The following is a 12,555-nucleotide window of genomic DNA, read 5'->3' as shown; positions in this document are numbered from 1 at the left end:
CTATCATCCATTCGACAGTTGCTGAAGGCAATGACCCGGTATCACGAGGTGCAGATGGGGCCCGGCATACCTTGATTCGCATCTGCCCGCAAAATCCGGCATACTAGATGAGTTGTTCAAGCGCTCCTTCGCGTCCCGATCCGGATAATGCCGGATGTCAGGGTCCAGGTAGGAGACCAAACATAACCCACTCCCCATGGAATTGCGGACGAGTACGCGTGCACAGCGCGACACGCCCGACCGCGGGGGTCGGTTACGCCGGCAGGTTGAGGAACCCGGATTTTTCCGGATTCAGCTTGTGCGGCGGGTGGTAGTTACGACTTCAAATGCTTCGGCAGCCGCACAACGCGTAAGTAAACAGGGCAGCCCCAAACAGGGGAAGCACAGACTGAAAGAGAGTCAGGCGACATGGCGGGACAAAAAATCCGCATCCGGCTGAAGTCATACGACCACGAGGTCATTGACGTTTCAGCACGGAAGATCGTTGAGACGGTCACGCGCGCAGGCGCAACGGTAGTCGGCCCCGTGCCGCTGCCGACGGAGAAGAACGTGTACTGCGTTATCCGCTCTCCGCACAAGTACAAGGACAGCCGCGAGCACTTTGAAATGCGCACGCACAAGCGTCTGATCGACATCATCGACCCCACGCCGAAGGCTGTTGACTCGCTTATGCGTCTCGACCTGCCGGCTGACGTGAACATCGAAATCAAGCTGTAGGGAGGTGCTGAGAGACTATGACCGCAACCCGTAACGTAAAGGGCCTGCTGGGCACGAAGCTCGGCATGACCCAGGTCTGGGACGAGAACAACAAGCTCATCCCCGTCACTGTTGTCCAGGCTGACTCAAACGTCATCACCCAGCTGCGCAATGCAGACGTTGATGGCTACGTCGCCGTTCAGATCGGCTACGGCCAGATCGATCCCCGCAAGGTCACCAAGCCGCTGGCTGGTCACTTTGAAAAGGCAGGCGTCACGCCTCGCCGCCACGTTGTCGAACTCCGTACCGCAGATGCTGCTGAGTACGAGCTGGGCCAGGAGCTCTCTGTTGAGGTCTTCGAAGCCGGCCAGAAGATCGACGTCGTCGGCACCACCAAGGGTAAGGGCTTCGCCGGTGTTATGAAGCGTCACGGCTTCCACGGCGTTGGTGCTTCCCACGGTGCACACAAGAACCACCGTAAGCCCGGTTCAATCGGTGGCGCATCCACCCCGAGCCGCGTCTTCAAGGGCATGAAAATGGCCGGCCGCATGGGCGCCGTTCGTCACACCACGCTGAACCTCACGGTTCACGCAGTTGACGTCGAGAAGTCGCTGCTCCTCATCAAGGGCGCCGTTCCCGGCGCCCGCGGCCAGGTCGTCCTCGTACGCACCGCCGTGAAGGGAGCCTAGTTCAATGACTAGCACTGTCAAGGTTGACCTGCCTGCAGAGATCTTCGACGTACAGACCAACGTGCCGCTGCTGCACCAGGTCGTCGTTGCCCAGCTCGCTGCTGCTCGCCAGGGTACCCACAAGACCAAGACCCGCGCTGAAGTTTCCGGTGCAGGCCGCAAGCCGTTCAAGCAGAAGGGCACCGGCCGCGCCCGTCAGGGTTCAATCCGTGCTCCTCACATGACCGGTGGTGGCGTTGTCCACGGCCCGACCCCGCGTGACTACAGCCAGCGGACCCCCAAGAAGATGATTGCTGCTGCACTTCGCGGCGCATTGTCTGACCGCGCCCGTAACGGCCGCATCCACGTTGTTGCTGAACTGGTAGCCGGCACCAAGCCGTCCGCCAAGGAAGCACTGGCAACGCTGCGCGGCGTGTCCGAGCGCAAGAACCTGCTCGTTGTCATCGAGCGCGCCAACGATGTTGCCGCACTGTCCGTGCGCAACCTCGCAGATGTTCACGTTCTGTACGCAGACCAGCTGAACACCTACGACGTGCTCGTCTCTGACGACGTAGTCTTCACCAAGGCTGCCTACGAGGCATTCGTTGCCGCCAAGGCAAAGAACGAGGAGGATGCCAAGTGAGCGCAGCCACCATCAAGGACCCGCGCGACGTCGTGCTTGCACCCGTCGTATCGGAAAAGAGCTACGGCCTGATCGATGAGGGAAAGTACACCTTCCTGGTGGACCCCCGCTCGAACAAGACCGAGATCAAGCTGGCCGTGGAGAAGATTTTCTCCGTCAAGGTCGAATCGATCAACACCATCAACCGTGCCGGTAAGCGCAAGCGCACCAAATTCGGCTGGGGAACCCGCAAGAACACCAAGCGTGCGATTGTGACCCTCAAAGAAGGCACGATCGACATCTTCGGCGGTCCGCTCGCGTAGCGGAGACCACTTTAACGAGGAAATGAATTATGGGAATCCGTAAATATAAGCCGACTACCCCGGGCCGTCGCGGCTCGAGCGTAGCGGACTTCACTGAAATCACGCGGTCGACGCCGGAAAAGTCGTTGGTTCGTCCCCTCCCGAAAAAGGGTGGCCGTAACAACACCGGTAAGATCACGACCCGTCACAAGGGTGGTGGCCACAAGCGCCAGTACCGTCTGATCGACTTCCGTCGCCACGACAAAGACGGCGTCAACGCCCGCGTTGCCGAAATCGAGTACGATCCGAACCGCACGGCTCGCATCGCCCTCCTGCACTACGTTGATGGCACCAAGCGTTACATCATCGCCCCGAACAAGCTGTCCCAGGGTGACGTAGTTGAAGCAGGTGCCAGTGCTGACATCAAGCCCGGCAACAACCTGCCGCTGCTCAACATCCCGGTCGGTACCGTAATCCACGCAGTTGAACTGCGTCCGGGTGGCGGCGCCAAGATGGGCCGCTCCGCCGGCGCATCGATCCAGCTCGTTGCCAAGGAAGGCCGCTTCGCCCAGCTGCGTCTGCCTTCCGGCGAAATCCGCAACGTCGACGTGCGCTGCCGCGCAACGATCGGCGAGGTCGGCAACGCCGAGCAGTCGAACATCAACTGGGGCAAGGCCGGCCGCATGCGCTGGAAGGGCGTTCGCCCGACCGTCCGTGGTGTCGCGATGAACCCGGTTGACCACCCGCACGGTGGTGGCGAGGGTAAGACGTCCGGTGGACGTCACCCCGTCAACCCCAACGGTAAGCGCGAAGGTCGCACCCGCCGTCCCAACAAAGAGAGCGACAAGCTTATTGTTCGTCGCCGTCGTACTGGCAAGAACAAGCGATAGGAGCCTGGACACATGCCACGCAGCCTGAAAAAAGGTCCTTTCGTTGACCAGCACCTCTTTGTAAAGGTGGACAGGGAAAACGAAAAGGGCACCAAGAACGTCATCAAGACCTGGTCCCGCCGCTCGATGATCATCCCCGACATGCTCGGGCACACGATCGCCGTGCACGACGGACGCAAGCACATTCCGGTGTTTGTCACCGAGTCGATGGTCGGGCACAAGCTCGGCGAATTCGCTCCCACGCGGACATTCCGCGGCCATGTCAAGGACGACCGTAAGGGCAAGCGCCGCTAGGCGCCTGCACTTACGTCAAAGACGAGAGAAGGAAAGCAATGGAAGCCAAGGCAATTGCGCGTCACATCCGCGTAACGCCTATGAAGGCCCGGCGCGTCGTCAACCTTGTTCGTGGTAAGCAAGCGAACGAGGCTCTGGCAATTCTGAAGTTTGCCCCCCAGGCAGCTTCGGAGCCGGTATTCAAGGTAGTTCAGTCGGCAATCTCCAACGCCCGGGTCCTCGCGGACCGCGACGGCGTGGCGTTTGACGAAGGTGACCTCATCATCAGCGAAGCGTTTGTTGATGAAGGCCCGACCATGAAGCGGTTCCAGCCGCGTGCCCAGGGTCGTGCATTTCAGATCAAGAAGCGCACGAGCCACATCACCGTGGTAGTCGCTACCCCGGAGAAAGAGGAGGCTCGCTAAGTGGGACAGAAAGTTAACCCGCACGGGTTCCGACTCGGCATCACCACCGATCACGTATCGCACTGGTTTGCTGACAGCACCAAGTCCGGTCAGCGGTACAAGGACTTCGTTCGCGAAGACATCCGTATCCGCCAGCTCATGTCCACGGGCATGGAGCGCGCCGGCATCGCCAAGGTTGAGATCGAGCGCACCCGCGACCGTGTCCGCGTGGATATCCACACGGCACGTCCGGGCATCGTTATCGGCCGCCGCGGTGCTGAAGCAGACCGCATCCGCGGCGAGCTCGAAAAGCTCACCGGCAAGCAGGTTCAGCTGAACATCCTCGAGGTCAAGAACCCCGAGATGGAAGCACAGCTTGTTGCCCAGGGCGTTGCGGAGCAGCTGACTTCCCGCGTGGCATTCCGCCGTGCAATGAAGAAGGCAATGCAGTCCGCGCAGCGTGCAGGTGCCAAGGGCATCCGTATCGCTTGCTCCGGTCGACTGGGTGGCGCTGAAATGTCCCGCTCGGAGTTCTACCGCGAAGGCCGTGTGCCCCTGCACACCCTCCGCGCGAACATCGACTACGGCTTCTACGAAGCCAAGACCACCTTCGGCCGTATCGGCGTGAAGGTCTGGATCTACAAGGGTGACGTCACCTCCAAGGAACTGGCTCAGCAGGCAGCTGCTGCTCCGTCCCGTGGCCGTGGTGCCAGCGATCGCCCGGGCCGCCCGGGTGGCGCTGACCGTGGTGACCGCCGTCGTCGTACCGACCGCCCGGCAGCCGAAGCAGCACCTGCTGCTGAAGCTCCTGCGGTTGAGGCAGCTGCACCGGCAGTAGAAGGAGGACAGGCTTAAATGCTTATCCCACGTCGAGTCAAGCACCGTAAGCAGCACCACCCGGGTCGTTCCGGCGCTGCTACGGGCGGCACCAAGGTCTCCTTCGGTGAGTGGGGCATCCAGGCGCTGAGCCCGGCCTACGTCACGAACCGTCAGATCGAATCTGCCCGTATCGCAATGACCCGCCACATCAAGCGTGGCGGCAAGGTCTGGATCAACATTTACCCGGACCGTCCGCTGACGAAGAAGCCTGCTGAAACCCGTATGGGTTCCGGTAAGGGTTCTCCGGAATGGTGGGTCTCAAACGTCAAGCCGGGCCGGGTTCTCTTCGAACTCTCCGGTGTCAGTGAAGAGGTAGCTCGCGAGGCACTGCGCCTGGCAATCCACAAGCTGCCGTTGAAGGCACGCATTGTGCGTCGCGAAGGTGGTGAGTAGAAATGGCAGTAGGGTCGAAGGATCTCGCACCCGCGCAGCTGGACGGTTTCGACAACGAGCGTCTCGTTGAAGAACTCCGCAAGTCCAAGGAAGAGCTGTTCAACCTGCGTTTCCAGTCCGCCACCGGTCAGCTGGAGAACCACGGTCGTCTGCGCGCGGTAAAGAAGGACATCGCACGCATCTACACCGTTCTCCGTGAGCGCGAGCTGGGCATTCGTGCCGAGGTTGCCGCACCGGTTGTGGAAGCCAAGGAAGAAAAGAAATCCAAGAAGGCTGCAACCAAGAAGGCCGAAAAGGCTGAAACGGTTGAGACCGAGGAGGATGCCAAGTGAGTGAAAAGGACGAGAACGTGACGGAAACTGTTTCCGGCGCAGCCAAGGCTGACGAGCGCGGTTACCGTAAGACGAAGCGCGGCTACGTCGTCTCGGACAAGATGGAAAAGACCATCGTTGTCCAGGTCGAAGACCGCGTGAAGCACGCCCTTTACGGCAAGGTCATCCGCCGCAACACGAAGATCAAGGCTCACGACGAAGAGAACACCGCCGGCATCGGCGACCTCGTTCTCCTCGCCGAGACCCGCCCGCTTTCCGCTACCAAGCGGTGGCGCCTGGTGGAGATCCTCGAAAAGGCCAAGTAACACCGGCAGCTTTGCTGCCAGGCTTGTGCGAGAAGCCCCCGTTCCCCTCTGTGGGAACGGGGGCTTCTCCGTGTCCGGGAGCGATCCGCCACGCACGCCGGGCGGGGGAGCGGTCAGTCAACGGCTCCGCGGCTGTGATATGGGGATTGGCCCAAAACGTGCTAAGATTTTGAGTTTGTATGGCGCCGTTCGTGCGCCGTCATCAACCTCGTAAACAATCGTGCCACGGCATAGTGCCCCCATGCGCCCCGACTCGTCGGTATCGCCTGGGATGCAAATGTTTTTGGCACGGGAGTTTAGGCCTGGTCTGGCAAAATCCAGGCAGGTCAAGAGACACCCCGATCAACCGTTCCGCAAGGCTCATTCCGTAGGAAGATTTTCGGTCTGAGAACCAGCGCGACGCAAGGAGTAAATAGTGATTCAGCAGGAGTCGCGACTCAAGGTCGCCGACAACACGGGTGCTAAGGAAATCCTTACCATTCGCGTTCTCGGTGGATCTGGCCGTCGCTACGCAGGCATTGGCGACGTCATCGTCGCTACCGTCAAGGACGCAATTCCGGGCGGCAACGTAAAGAAGGGCGATGTCGTCAAGGCTGTCATCGTCCGTACCAAGAAGGAACGCCGCCGTGCGGATGGTTCCTACATCAAGTTTGACGAGAACGCAGCTGTGATCCTGAAGAACGACGGTGACCCCCGCGGTACCCGTATCTTCGGACCGGTTGGTCGTGAACTCCGTGACAAGAAGTTCATGAAGATCGTTTCTCTGGCTCCGGAGGTGCTCTAGTCCATGGCTAAGATCAAAAAGGGTGACCTCGTTCAGGTCATCACTGGCGCCAAGGCTGAGCGCGGCGGCGACAAGGGCAAGCAGGGCAAGGTTCTGCGCGTATTCCCGGATACCAACCGCGTGTTGGTTGAAGGCATTAACCGCGTAACCAAGCACACCAAGGTCGGTCAGTCGCAGCGCGGCACCAAGACCGGTGGCATCGAGGTTGTCGAAGCCCCGATCCACATCTCCAACGTGGCTCTGGTTGACCCGTCCACCAAGAAGCCCACCCGCGTCGGCTTCCGCACTGAAACCGTTGAGCGCAACGGCAAGCAGCGCGAAGTACGCATCCGCGTGGCCAAGAGCTCAGGGAAGGACATCTAATGACTGAGACTCTCGAGACTCCGGCAAGCAAGATCGTTCCTCGTCTGAAGACCAAGTACGCGGATTCCATCAAGAGCACGCTCATTGAGGAATTCAAGTACGAAAACGTCAACCAGGTTCCCCGTCTGGTCAAGGTCGTTGTGAACATGGGTGTTGGAGATGCCGCTAAGGACTCCAAGCTGATCGACGGCGCTGTCCGCGATCTGACCCTGATCACCGGTCAGAAGCCGCAGGTAACCAAGGCCCGCAAGTCGATCGCTCAGTTCAAGCTGCGCGAAGGCATGCCCATCGGTGCACACGCAACTCTGCGTGGAGACCGCATGTGGGAATTCCTGGACCGTCTGGTCACGCTGGCTCTGCCGCGTATCCGTGACTTCCGGGGCCTCAGTGGCAAGCAGTTCGATGGCAACGGCAACTACACCTTCGGTCTGACCGAGCAGGTTATGTTCCACGAGATCGACCAGGATTCCATCGACCGCGTTCGCGGCATGGACATCACCGTCGTGACCACTGCCAAGACCGACGACGAAGGCCGCGCGCTGCTCAAGGCGCTTGGTTTCCCGTTCAAGACCGAAGCTTAATCTAGCTACATAGAAGGTCCGGCCTTGCCGCGTCCCCCAGGGGATGGCAGGGCGGAAACCGTTATGAGGAAGGGCAAGAGCCCAACATGACCATGACAGATCCCGTCGCAGACATGCTTACGCGTCTGCGCAACGCAAACTCGGCATACCACGACACCGTGACTATGCCGTACAGCAAGCTCAAGGCACGCGTTGCCGACATCCTGAAGGCCGAAGGTTACATCGCCTCCTGGAAAGAAGAAGACGCTGAGGTTGGCAAGAAGCTGACCCTCGAGCTCAAGTTCGGTCCGAACCGCGAGCGTTCAATCGCTGGCGTTCGTCGTATTTCCAAGCCGGGACTCCGCGTTTACGCGAAGTCCACCAACCTGCCGCACGTGCTCGGTGGCCTGGGTGTCGCAATCCTGTCCACCTCTTCCGGCCTCCTGACTGACAAGCAGGCCGGCAAGAAGGGCGTGGGCGGCGAAGTCCTCGCTTACGTCTGGTAACGGGAAAGGAAGAGAATAATGTCACGTATTGGACGTCTCCCCATCACCGTTCCTGCCGGCGTTGAGGTCAAGGTTGACGGCTCTGTCGTCAGCGTCAAGGGTTCCAAGGGCGAGCTGAGCCACACTGTGGCCAGCCCGATCGAGGTCACCCTGGAAGATGGCACCCTGACTGTCGCCCGCCCGAACGACGAGCGCGCCTCACGTTCGCTGCACGGCCTGACCCGCACCCTGATCGCCAACATGATCCAGGGTGTCACCGCAGGCTACGAGAAGAAGCTTGAGATTGTCGGTACCGGTTACCGCGTCCAGGCCAAGGGTTCTGACCTGGAGTTCGCTCTGGGCTACAGCCACCCGGTCAACGTCTCGGCACCGAACGGCATCACCTTTGCAGTAGAGACCCCGACCAAGCTCTCTGTTTCAGGTATCTCCAAGCAGCAGGTCGGCGAGGTTGCTGCCAACATTCGCAAGCTGCGGAAGCCGGACCCCTATAAGGGCAAGGGCATCCGCTACGCCGGCGAAGTCATCCGCCGCAAGGTCGGAAAGGCTGGTAAGTAACCATGGCCATCGCAATTAACAAGAAGCGTACGAACAAGAGCAAGTCTGCTTCACGCAGCCGTCGCCAGCTTCGTATCCGCAAGCGCATCTCCGGAACGGCTGTACGCCCTCGCCTGGTCGTCAACCGCTCCGCACGCCACGTATTCGTCCAGGTTGTCGATGACACCAAGGGCCTGACCGTAGCGAGCGCGTCCACACTGGAAGCCGACCTTCGTGCATTCGACGGTGACAAGACCGCCAAGGCCAAGCGCGTTGGCGAACTGGTCGCCGAGCGTGCCAAGGCTGCCGGTATCGAAGCTGTTGTCTTCGACCGCGGTGGTAACAAGTACCACGGCCGGATCGCCGCCGTCGCTGACGGCGCACGTGAAGGTGGGCTGTCACTGTGACCGAAAATAACGAAAAGGACATTCAGGTGACTGAAGCTGTAGCTGCTCCGGCAACTGAGACCGCTGCGCCTGCTACCACTGACGACCGCCGTGGCGCTCGTCGTGGCGAGCGTGGCGACCGCGGCCAGGGCCGTGGCGACCGTGGTGGCCGTGGTGGCCGCGATGGTGGCCGCGAAGCCGAAAAGAGCCAGTTCGTAGAGCGCGTTGTAACCATCAACCGCGTTTCCAAGGTCGTCAAGGGTGGTCGTCGCTTCAGCTTCACCGCCCTCGTCGTTGTCGGTGACGGCAACGGTATGGTCGGCGTTGGCTACGGCAAGGCTAAGGAAGTTCCTGCCGCAATCGCAAAGGGCGTTGAAGAGGCCAAGAAGTCCTTCTTCCGCGTTCCCCGCATCGGCAGCACCATCCCGCACCGTGTTCAGGGTGAGGCCGCCGCAGGCGTCGTCATGCTGCGTCCGGCTTCCGCCGGTACCGGTGTTATCGCCGGTGGTCCGGTCCGTGCAGTACTGGAGTGCGTGGGCATCCACGACATCCTCTCCAAGTCGCTCGGTTCCTCCAACGCCATCAACATCGTTCACGCGACCGTTGATGCACTGAAGCGCCTCGAAGAGCCGGCAGCAGTGGCAGCACGCCGCGGCCTCCCGCTCGATGAGATCGCTCCGGCCGCAATGGTGAAGGCGCTCATGAACCAGAAGGCGGGTGTCTGAGCCATGGCTAAGAACCTGATTCCCTCTGACGTTCAGTTGGAGATCACTCAGATCAAGTCCGCCATTGGCGGCAAGCAGAACCAGCGCGACACGCTGCGGTCCCTCGGCCTCAAGCGGATCGGACACACCGTTGTCCGCACCGCTGACGCCGTGACCGTGGGTATGCTCAACACGGTTCCGCACCTGGTAAAGGTAGAGGAGGCGAAGTAAATGGCAGAGAAGAACACCGCCGAAAAGGCACAGGGCGCCGCTGCTGAGAAGCAGAACGCACTGAAGGTTCACCACCTGCGTCCCGCCCCGGGTGCCAAGACCGCCAAGACCCGTGTTGGTCGTGGTGAAGGTTCCAAGGGTAAGACCGCTGGTCGCGGTACCAAGGGTACGAAGGCCCGCTACCAGATCAAGGCTGGCTTTGCCGGCGGCCAGCTGCCGCTGCACATGCGCCTGCCGAAGCTGCGCGGCTTCAAGAACCCGTTCCGGGTTGAGTACCAGGTTGTCAACCTGGACAAGCTCAACGAGCTGTTCCCGGAAGGTGGCGCAGTCACCGTGGAGAACCTGGTCGAAAAGGGTGCCGTTCGCAAGAACCAGCCCGTCAAGGTGCTGGGCACCGGCGACATCACCGTCAAGGTTGACGTCACCGTCCACGCATTCTCGGCCAGCGCCGCAGAAAAGATTGCAGCAGCAGGCGGCAGCACCACCGCCCTCTAATAGAGGACGGCGGGGCAGACACCCGTTGTGAAGACTCCCGGTACGCGGGGCCCAGGCCCTGCATACCGGGAGTTTTTTATCATTTGGGACCTCTCCGATTGTTCGCCGGGCGCATGAACCCGTTAGACTCGGTTGTTGGGTTTTATTGACCTATCTCACACGACTTTATTAACACAACAGGAGGACGCTTGCTTAGCGCATTTGGCCGGGCCTTTCGCACGCCTGATCTGCGACGCAAGTTGTTGTTCACGCTGGGAATCATCACAATCTTCCGCTTGGGTGCCTTTATCCCCTCGCCTGGTGTGAGCTACCAGAATGTCCAGCAATGCTTGCAGAACGGTCAGACCTCGGGCGGGATCTACCAGCTCGTCAACCTGTTCAGCGGCGGTGCATTGCTGCAGGTGTCCATCTTCGCGCTGGGCATCATGCCGTACATCACGGCCAGCATTATTGTGCAGTTGCTCCGGGTGGTCATTCCCCGGTTCCAGCAGCTCTACGAGGAAGGCGCCTCGGGGCAGTCCAAGCTGACGCAGTACACGCGTTACCTGACCATTGCCCTGGGCCTGCTGAACGCCACGACGCTGGTGTCGCTGGCGCGTTCCGGCCAGTTGCTGCCCAACTGCCAGCTGGACATCATCCCCGACTCGAGTGTCATCACCACGATCCTCATCATCATCACCCTGACGGCCGGCACCGGCCTGATCATGTGGATGGGTGAGCTCGTGACGGAGAAGGGCGTGGGCAACGGCATGTCGCTGCTCATCTTCACCTCGATCGCAGCCGGCTTCCCCACCTCCCTGGGTGCCATCTGGAAGGCCCAGGGTCCTGGCACCTTCTTTATGGTCCTGGTCATCGGCCTGCTTACTGTGGCCCTCGTGGTCTTCGTGGAGCAGTCCCAGCGCAGGATCCCTGTCCAGTACGCCAAGCGCATGATCGGCCGGCGGACTGTGGGAGGCACCAGCACGTACATCCCCATCAAGGTGAACATGGCCGGTGTTGTGCCCGTCATCTTCGCATCCTCGATGCTGTACCTGCCGGGCCTGATCTCGCAGTTCAACCAGCCCAAGCAGGGCGAACCGATGCAGTGGTGGGTTGAGTGGATCAACAACAACCTCACGAAGGGTGACCACCCCATCTACATGGCGCTTTATTTCGCCATGATCGTTTTCTTTACCTACTTCTATGTCGCAATCACTTTCAATCCTGAAGAGGTTTCCGACAACATGAAGAAGTACGGCGGCTTCATCCCGGGCATCCGGGCCGGCAAGCCGACGGCGGACTATCTGCAGTACGTCCTTTCCAGGATCACCCTGCCCGGCGCCCTCTACCTGGGCTTCGTGGCATTGATCCCGCTGGTCGCCCTGGTCCTGATCAACGCCAACCAGAACTTCCCGTTTGGCGGCACCTCGATCCTGATCATGGTGGGCGTGGGCCTGGAAACGGTCAAGCAGATTGACGCGCAGCTACAACAACGTCACTACGAAGGGCTTTTGCGATGACGAGAATGCTGATTATCGGACCTCCGGGTTCAGGCAAGGGAACGCAGGCGGATCGGATCTCCGAGCGCCTCGGCGTCGTTGCGATCTCCACCGGCGATATCTTCCGCGCCAACGTCAAGGGTGAGACGCCGCTGGGCGTCGAGGCCAAGAAGTACATGGATGCCGGCGATTTCGTGCCGGACAGCGTCACCAACAAGATGGTGCGTGACCGCCTGGGCGAGGACGACGTCGAAAACGGCTTCCTCCTGGACGGTTACCCGCGCACCACCGCGCAGGTGGACTACCTCGATGAGATCCTCGCCATCGGTGAGCAGAAGCTGGACGTCGTCCTGCAGCTGACTGCCGATGACGAGGAACTGGTGCACCGCCTCTTGGGCCGTGCCAAGGAAACCGGCCGCAGCGACGACAACGAAGCCGTCATCCGCCACCGGCTGGACCTGTACCACGAGCAGACCGAGGCCGTTGTGGCCAAGTACGCCGAGCGCGGCATCCTGACCCAGGTTGACGGCATCGGCGGCATCGACGAGGTCACCGACCGCGTGATGCAGGCCATCAAGGCAGCGCAGGCAGCCTGATTTAGGGCTACCGCACACCGAGGCCGCCGAACCCGGCTTGCCTTCAGTGCCAGGAAGGGCGCGTCCCGTACCATCGAGTACGGGACGCGCCCTTCCTGTTGTGGCGCGTCGTTGCTTGATGCGTAGTTGGTGGAGGCGCCGTTTCGGGCGGCGA

General features: G+C 60.8%; 22 protein-coding genes. All 22 read left to right on the top strand.

Annotated elements, in window-relative coordinates; genetic code table 11:
- The first annotated feature begins 408 nt into the window (after positions 1–408).
- Entirely contained in the window at positions 409–717 is a 309-nt protein-coding gene (rpsJ, locus tag TV39_RS15410; RefSeq protein ID WP_003803825.1) for a 30S ribosomal protein S10, read from the top strand.
- A 17-nt stretch (positions 718–734) separates the two neighbouring features.
- On the top strand, positions 735–1,385 hold the full coding sequence (rplC, locus tag TV39_RS15405; RefSeq protein ID WP_011692809.1) for a 50S ribosomal protein L3: 651 nt from the start codon (positions 735–737) through the stop codon (positions 1,383–1,385).
- Positions 1,386–1,389: 4 nt separating this feature from the next.
- Positions 1,390–2,007 (top strand): 50S ribosomal protein L4, encoded by a 618-nt coding sequence (gene rplD, locus TV39_RS15400; protein WP_011692808.1) that lies wholly within the window; start codon positions 1,390–1,392, stop codon positions 2,005–2,007.
- A complete protein-coding gene (rplW, locus tag TV39_RS15395) occupies positions 2,004–2,309 on the top strand; it encodes a 50S ribosomal protein L23 (protein ID WP_011692807.1) in 306 nt (101 codons plus the stop codon). The genes rplD and rplW overlap by 4 nt, the downstream gene beginning before the upstream one ends.
- Positions 2,310–2,338: 29 nt before the next feature.
- Positions 2,339–3,178 (top strand): 50S ribosomal protein L2, encoded by an 840-nt coding sequence (gene rplB, locus TV39_RS15390; RefSeq protein WP_028269580.1) that lies wholly within the window; start codon positions 2,339–2,341, stop codon positions 3,176–3,178.
- Between the two features lie 12 nt (positions 3,179–3,190).
- Complete coding sequence (gene rpsS, locus TV39_RS15385; protein ID WP_011692805.1) at positions 3,191–3,472, top strand: 30S ribosomal protein S19; 282 nt, start codon at positions 3,191–3,193, stop codon at positions 3,470–3,472.
- A 38-nt stretch (positions 3,473–3,510) separates the two neighbouring features.
- Entirely contained in the window at positions 3,511–3,876 is a 366-nt protein-coding gene (gene rplV / locus TV39_RS15380; RefSeq protein WP_003803798.1) for a 50S ribosomal protein L22, read from the top strand.
- Entirely contained in the window at positions 3,877–4,710 is an 834-nt protein-coding gene (gene rpsC / locus TV39_RS15375; RefSeq protein WP_043483021.1) for a 30S ribosomal protein S3, read from the top strand.
- On the top strand, positions 4,711–5,127 hold the full coding sequence (gene rplP, locus TV39_RS15370) for a 50S ribosomal protein L16 (RefSeq protein WP_011692803.1): 417 nt from the start codon (positions 4,711–4,713) through the stop codon (positions 5,125–5,127).
- A 2-nt stretch (positions 5,128–5,129) separates the two neighbouring features.
- The gene (gene rpmC, locus TV39_RS22805; protein ID WP_043483019.1) at positions 5,130–5,459 is read left to right on the top strand and encodes a 50S ribosomal protein L29; all 330 of its coding nucleotides are present in this window, start codon (positions 5,130–5,132) and stop codon (positions 5,457–5,459) included.
- Positions 5,456–5,764, top strand: a complete 309-nt coding sequence (gene rpsQ / locus TV39_RS15360; RefSeq protein WP_011692801.1) for a 30S ribosomal protein S17 — start codon at positions 5,456–5,458, stop codon at positions 5,762–5,764. The genes rpmC and rpsQ overlap by 4 nt, the downstream gene beginning before the upstream one ends.
- A gap of 415 nt (positions 5,765–6,179) precedes the next feature.
- A complete protein-coding gene (rplN, locus tag TV39_RS15355; RefSeq protein WP_003803789.1) occupies positions 6,180–6,548 on the top strand; it encodes a 50S ribosomal protein L14 in 369 nt (122 codons plus the stop codon).
- 3 nt (positions 6,549–6,551) lie between these two features.
- Positions 6,552–6,911: a 50S ribosomal protein L24 gene (gene rplX, locus TV39_RS15350; RefSeq protein WP_043483017.1), complete on the top strand. Its 360-nt coding sequence runs from the start codon at positions 6,552–6,554 to the stop codon at positions 6,909–6,911.
- Entirely contained in the window at positions 6,911–7,492 is a 582-nt protein-coding gene (rplE, locus tag TV39_RS15345; protein WP_011692799.1) for a 50S ribosomal protein L5, read from the top strand. The genes rplX and rplE overlap by 1 nt, the downstream gene beginning before the upstream one ends.
- Positions 7,493–7,578: 86 nt before the next feature.
- The gene (gene rpsH, locus TV39_RS15340) at positions 7,579–7,977 is read left to right on the top strand and encodes a 30S ribosomal protein S8 (RefSeq protein ID WP_011692798.1); all 399 of its coding nucleotides are present in this window, start codon (positions 7,579–7,581) and stop codon (positions 7,975–7,977) included.
- An 18-nt stretch (positions 7,978–7,995) separates the two neighbouring features.
- Positions 7,996–8,532 carry a 50S ribosomal protein L6 gene (gene rplF, locus TV39_RS15335; RefSeq protein WP_028269576.1) on the top strand — a complete coding sequence of 179 codons (537 nt, stop codon included), beginning with the start codon at positions 7,996–7,998 and terminating at the stop codon, positions 8,530–8,532.
- A gap of 2 nt (positions 8,533–8,534) precedes the next feature.
- Positions 8,535–8,918 carry a 50S ribosomal protein L18 gene (gene rplR, locus TV39_RS15330; RefSeq protein WP_011692796.1) on the top strand — a complete coding sequence of 128 codons (384 nt, stop codon included), beginning with the start codon at positions 8,535–8,537 and terminating at the stop codon, positions 8,916–8,918.
- A 26-nt stretch (positions 8,919–8,944) separates the two neighbouring features.
- A complete protein-coding gene (rpsE, locus tag TV39_RS15325; RefSeq protein ID WP_200891032.1) occupies positions 8,945–9,622 on the top strand; it encodes a 30S ribosomal protein S5 in 678 nt (225 codons plus the stop codon).
- A 3-nt stretch (positions 9,623–9,625) separates the two neighbouring features.
- Positions 9,626–9,832, top strand: coding sequence for a 50S ribosomal protein L30 (gene rpmD, locus TV39_RS15320; RefSeq protein ID WP_011692794.1), 207 nt, complete (start codon positions 9,626–9,628; stop codon positions 9,830–9,832).
- A complete protein-coding gene (gene rplO / locus TV39_RS15315) occupies positions 9,833–10,327 on the top strand; it encodes a 50S ribosomal protein L15 (RefSeq protein ID WP_011692793.1) in 495 nt (164 codons plus the stop codon). It abuts the gene before it with no gap.
- Positions 10,328–10,515: 188 nt separating this feature from the next.
- A complete protein-coding gene (gene secY, locus TV39_RS15310; RefSeq protein ID WP_043483015.1) occupies positions 10,516–11,826 on the top strand; it encodes a preprotein translocase subunit SecY in 1,311 nt (436 codons plus the stop codon).
- A gap of 5 nt (positions 11,827–11,831) precedes the next feature.
- Complete coding sequence (locus TV39_RS15305) at positions 11,832–12,401, top strand: adenylate kinase (protein WP_200891039.1); 570 nt, start codon at positions 11,832–11,834, stop codon at positions 12,399–12,401.
- The last annotated feature ends 154 nt before the right edge of the window (positions 12,402–12,555 follow it).

The organism is Arthrobacter sp. SPG23, assembly GCF_000876655.1.
Lineage (GTDB): Bacteria > Actinomycetota > Actinomycetes > Actinomycetales > Micrococcaceae > Arthrobacter.
Note: the sequence above shows the minus strand (reverse complement) of the source record. Positions and strands in the feature narration are given on the sequence as shown.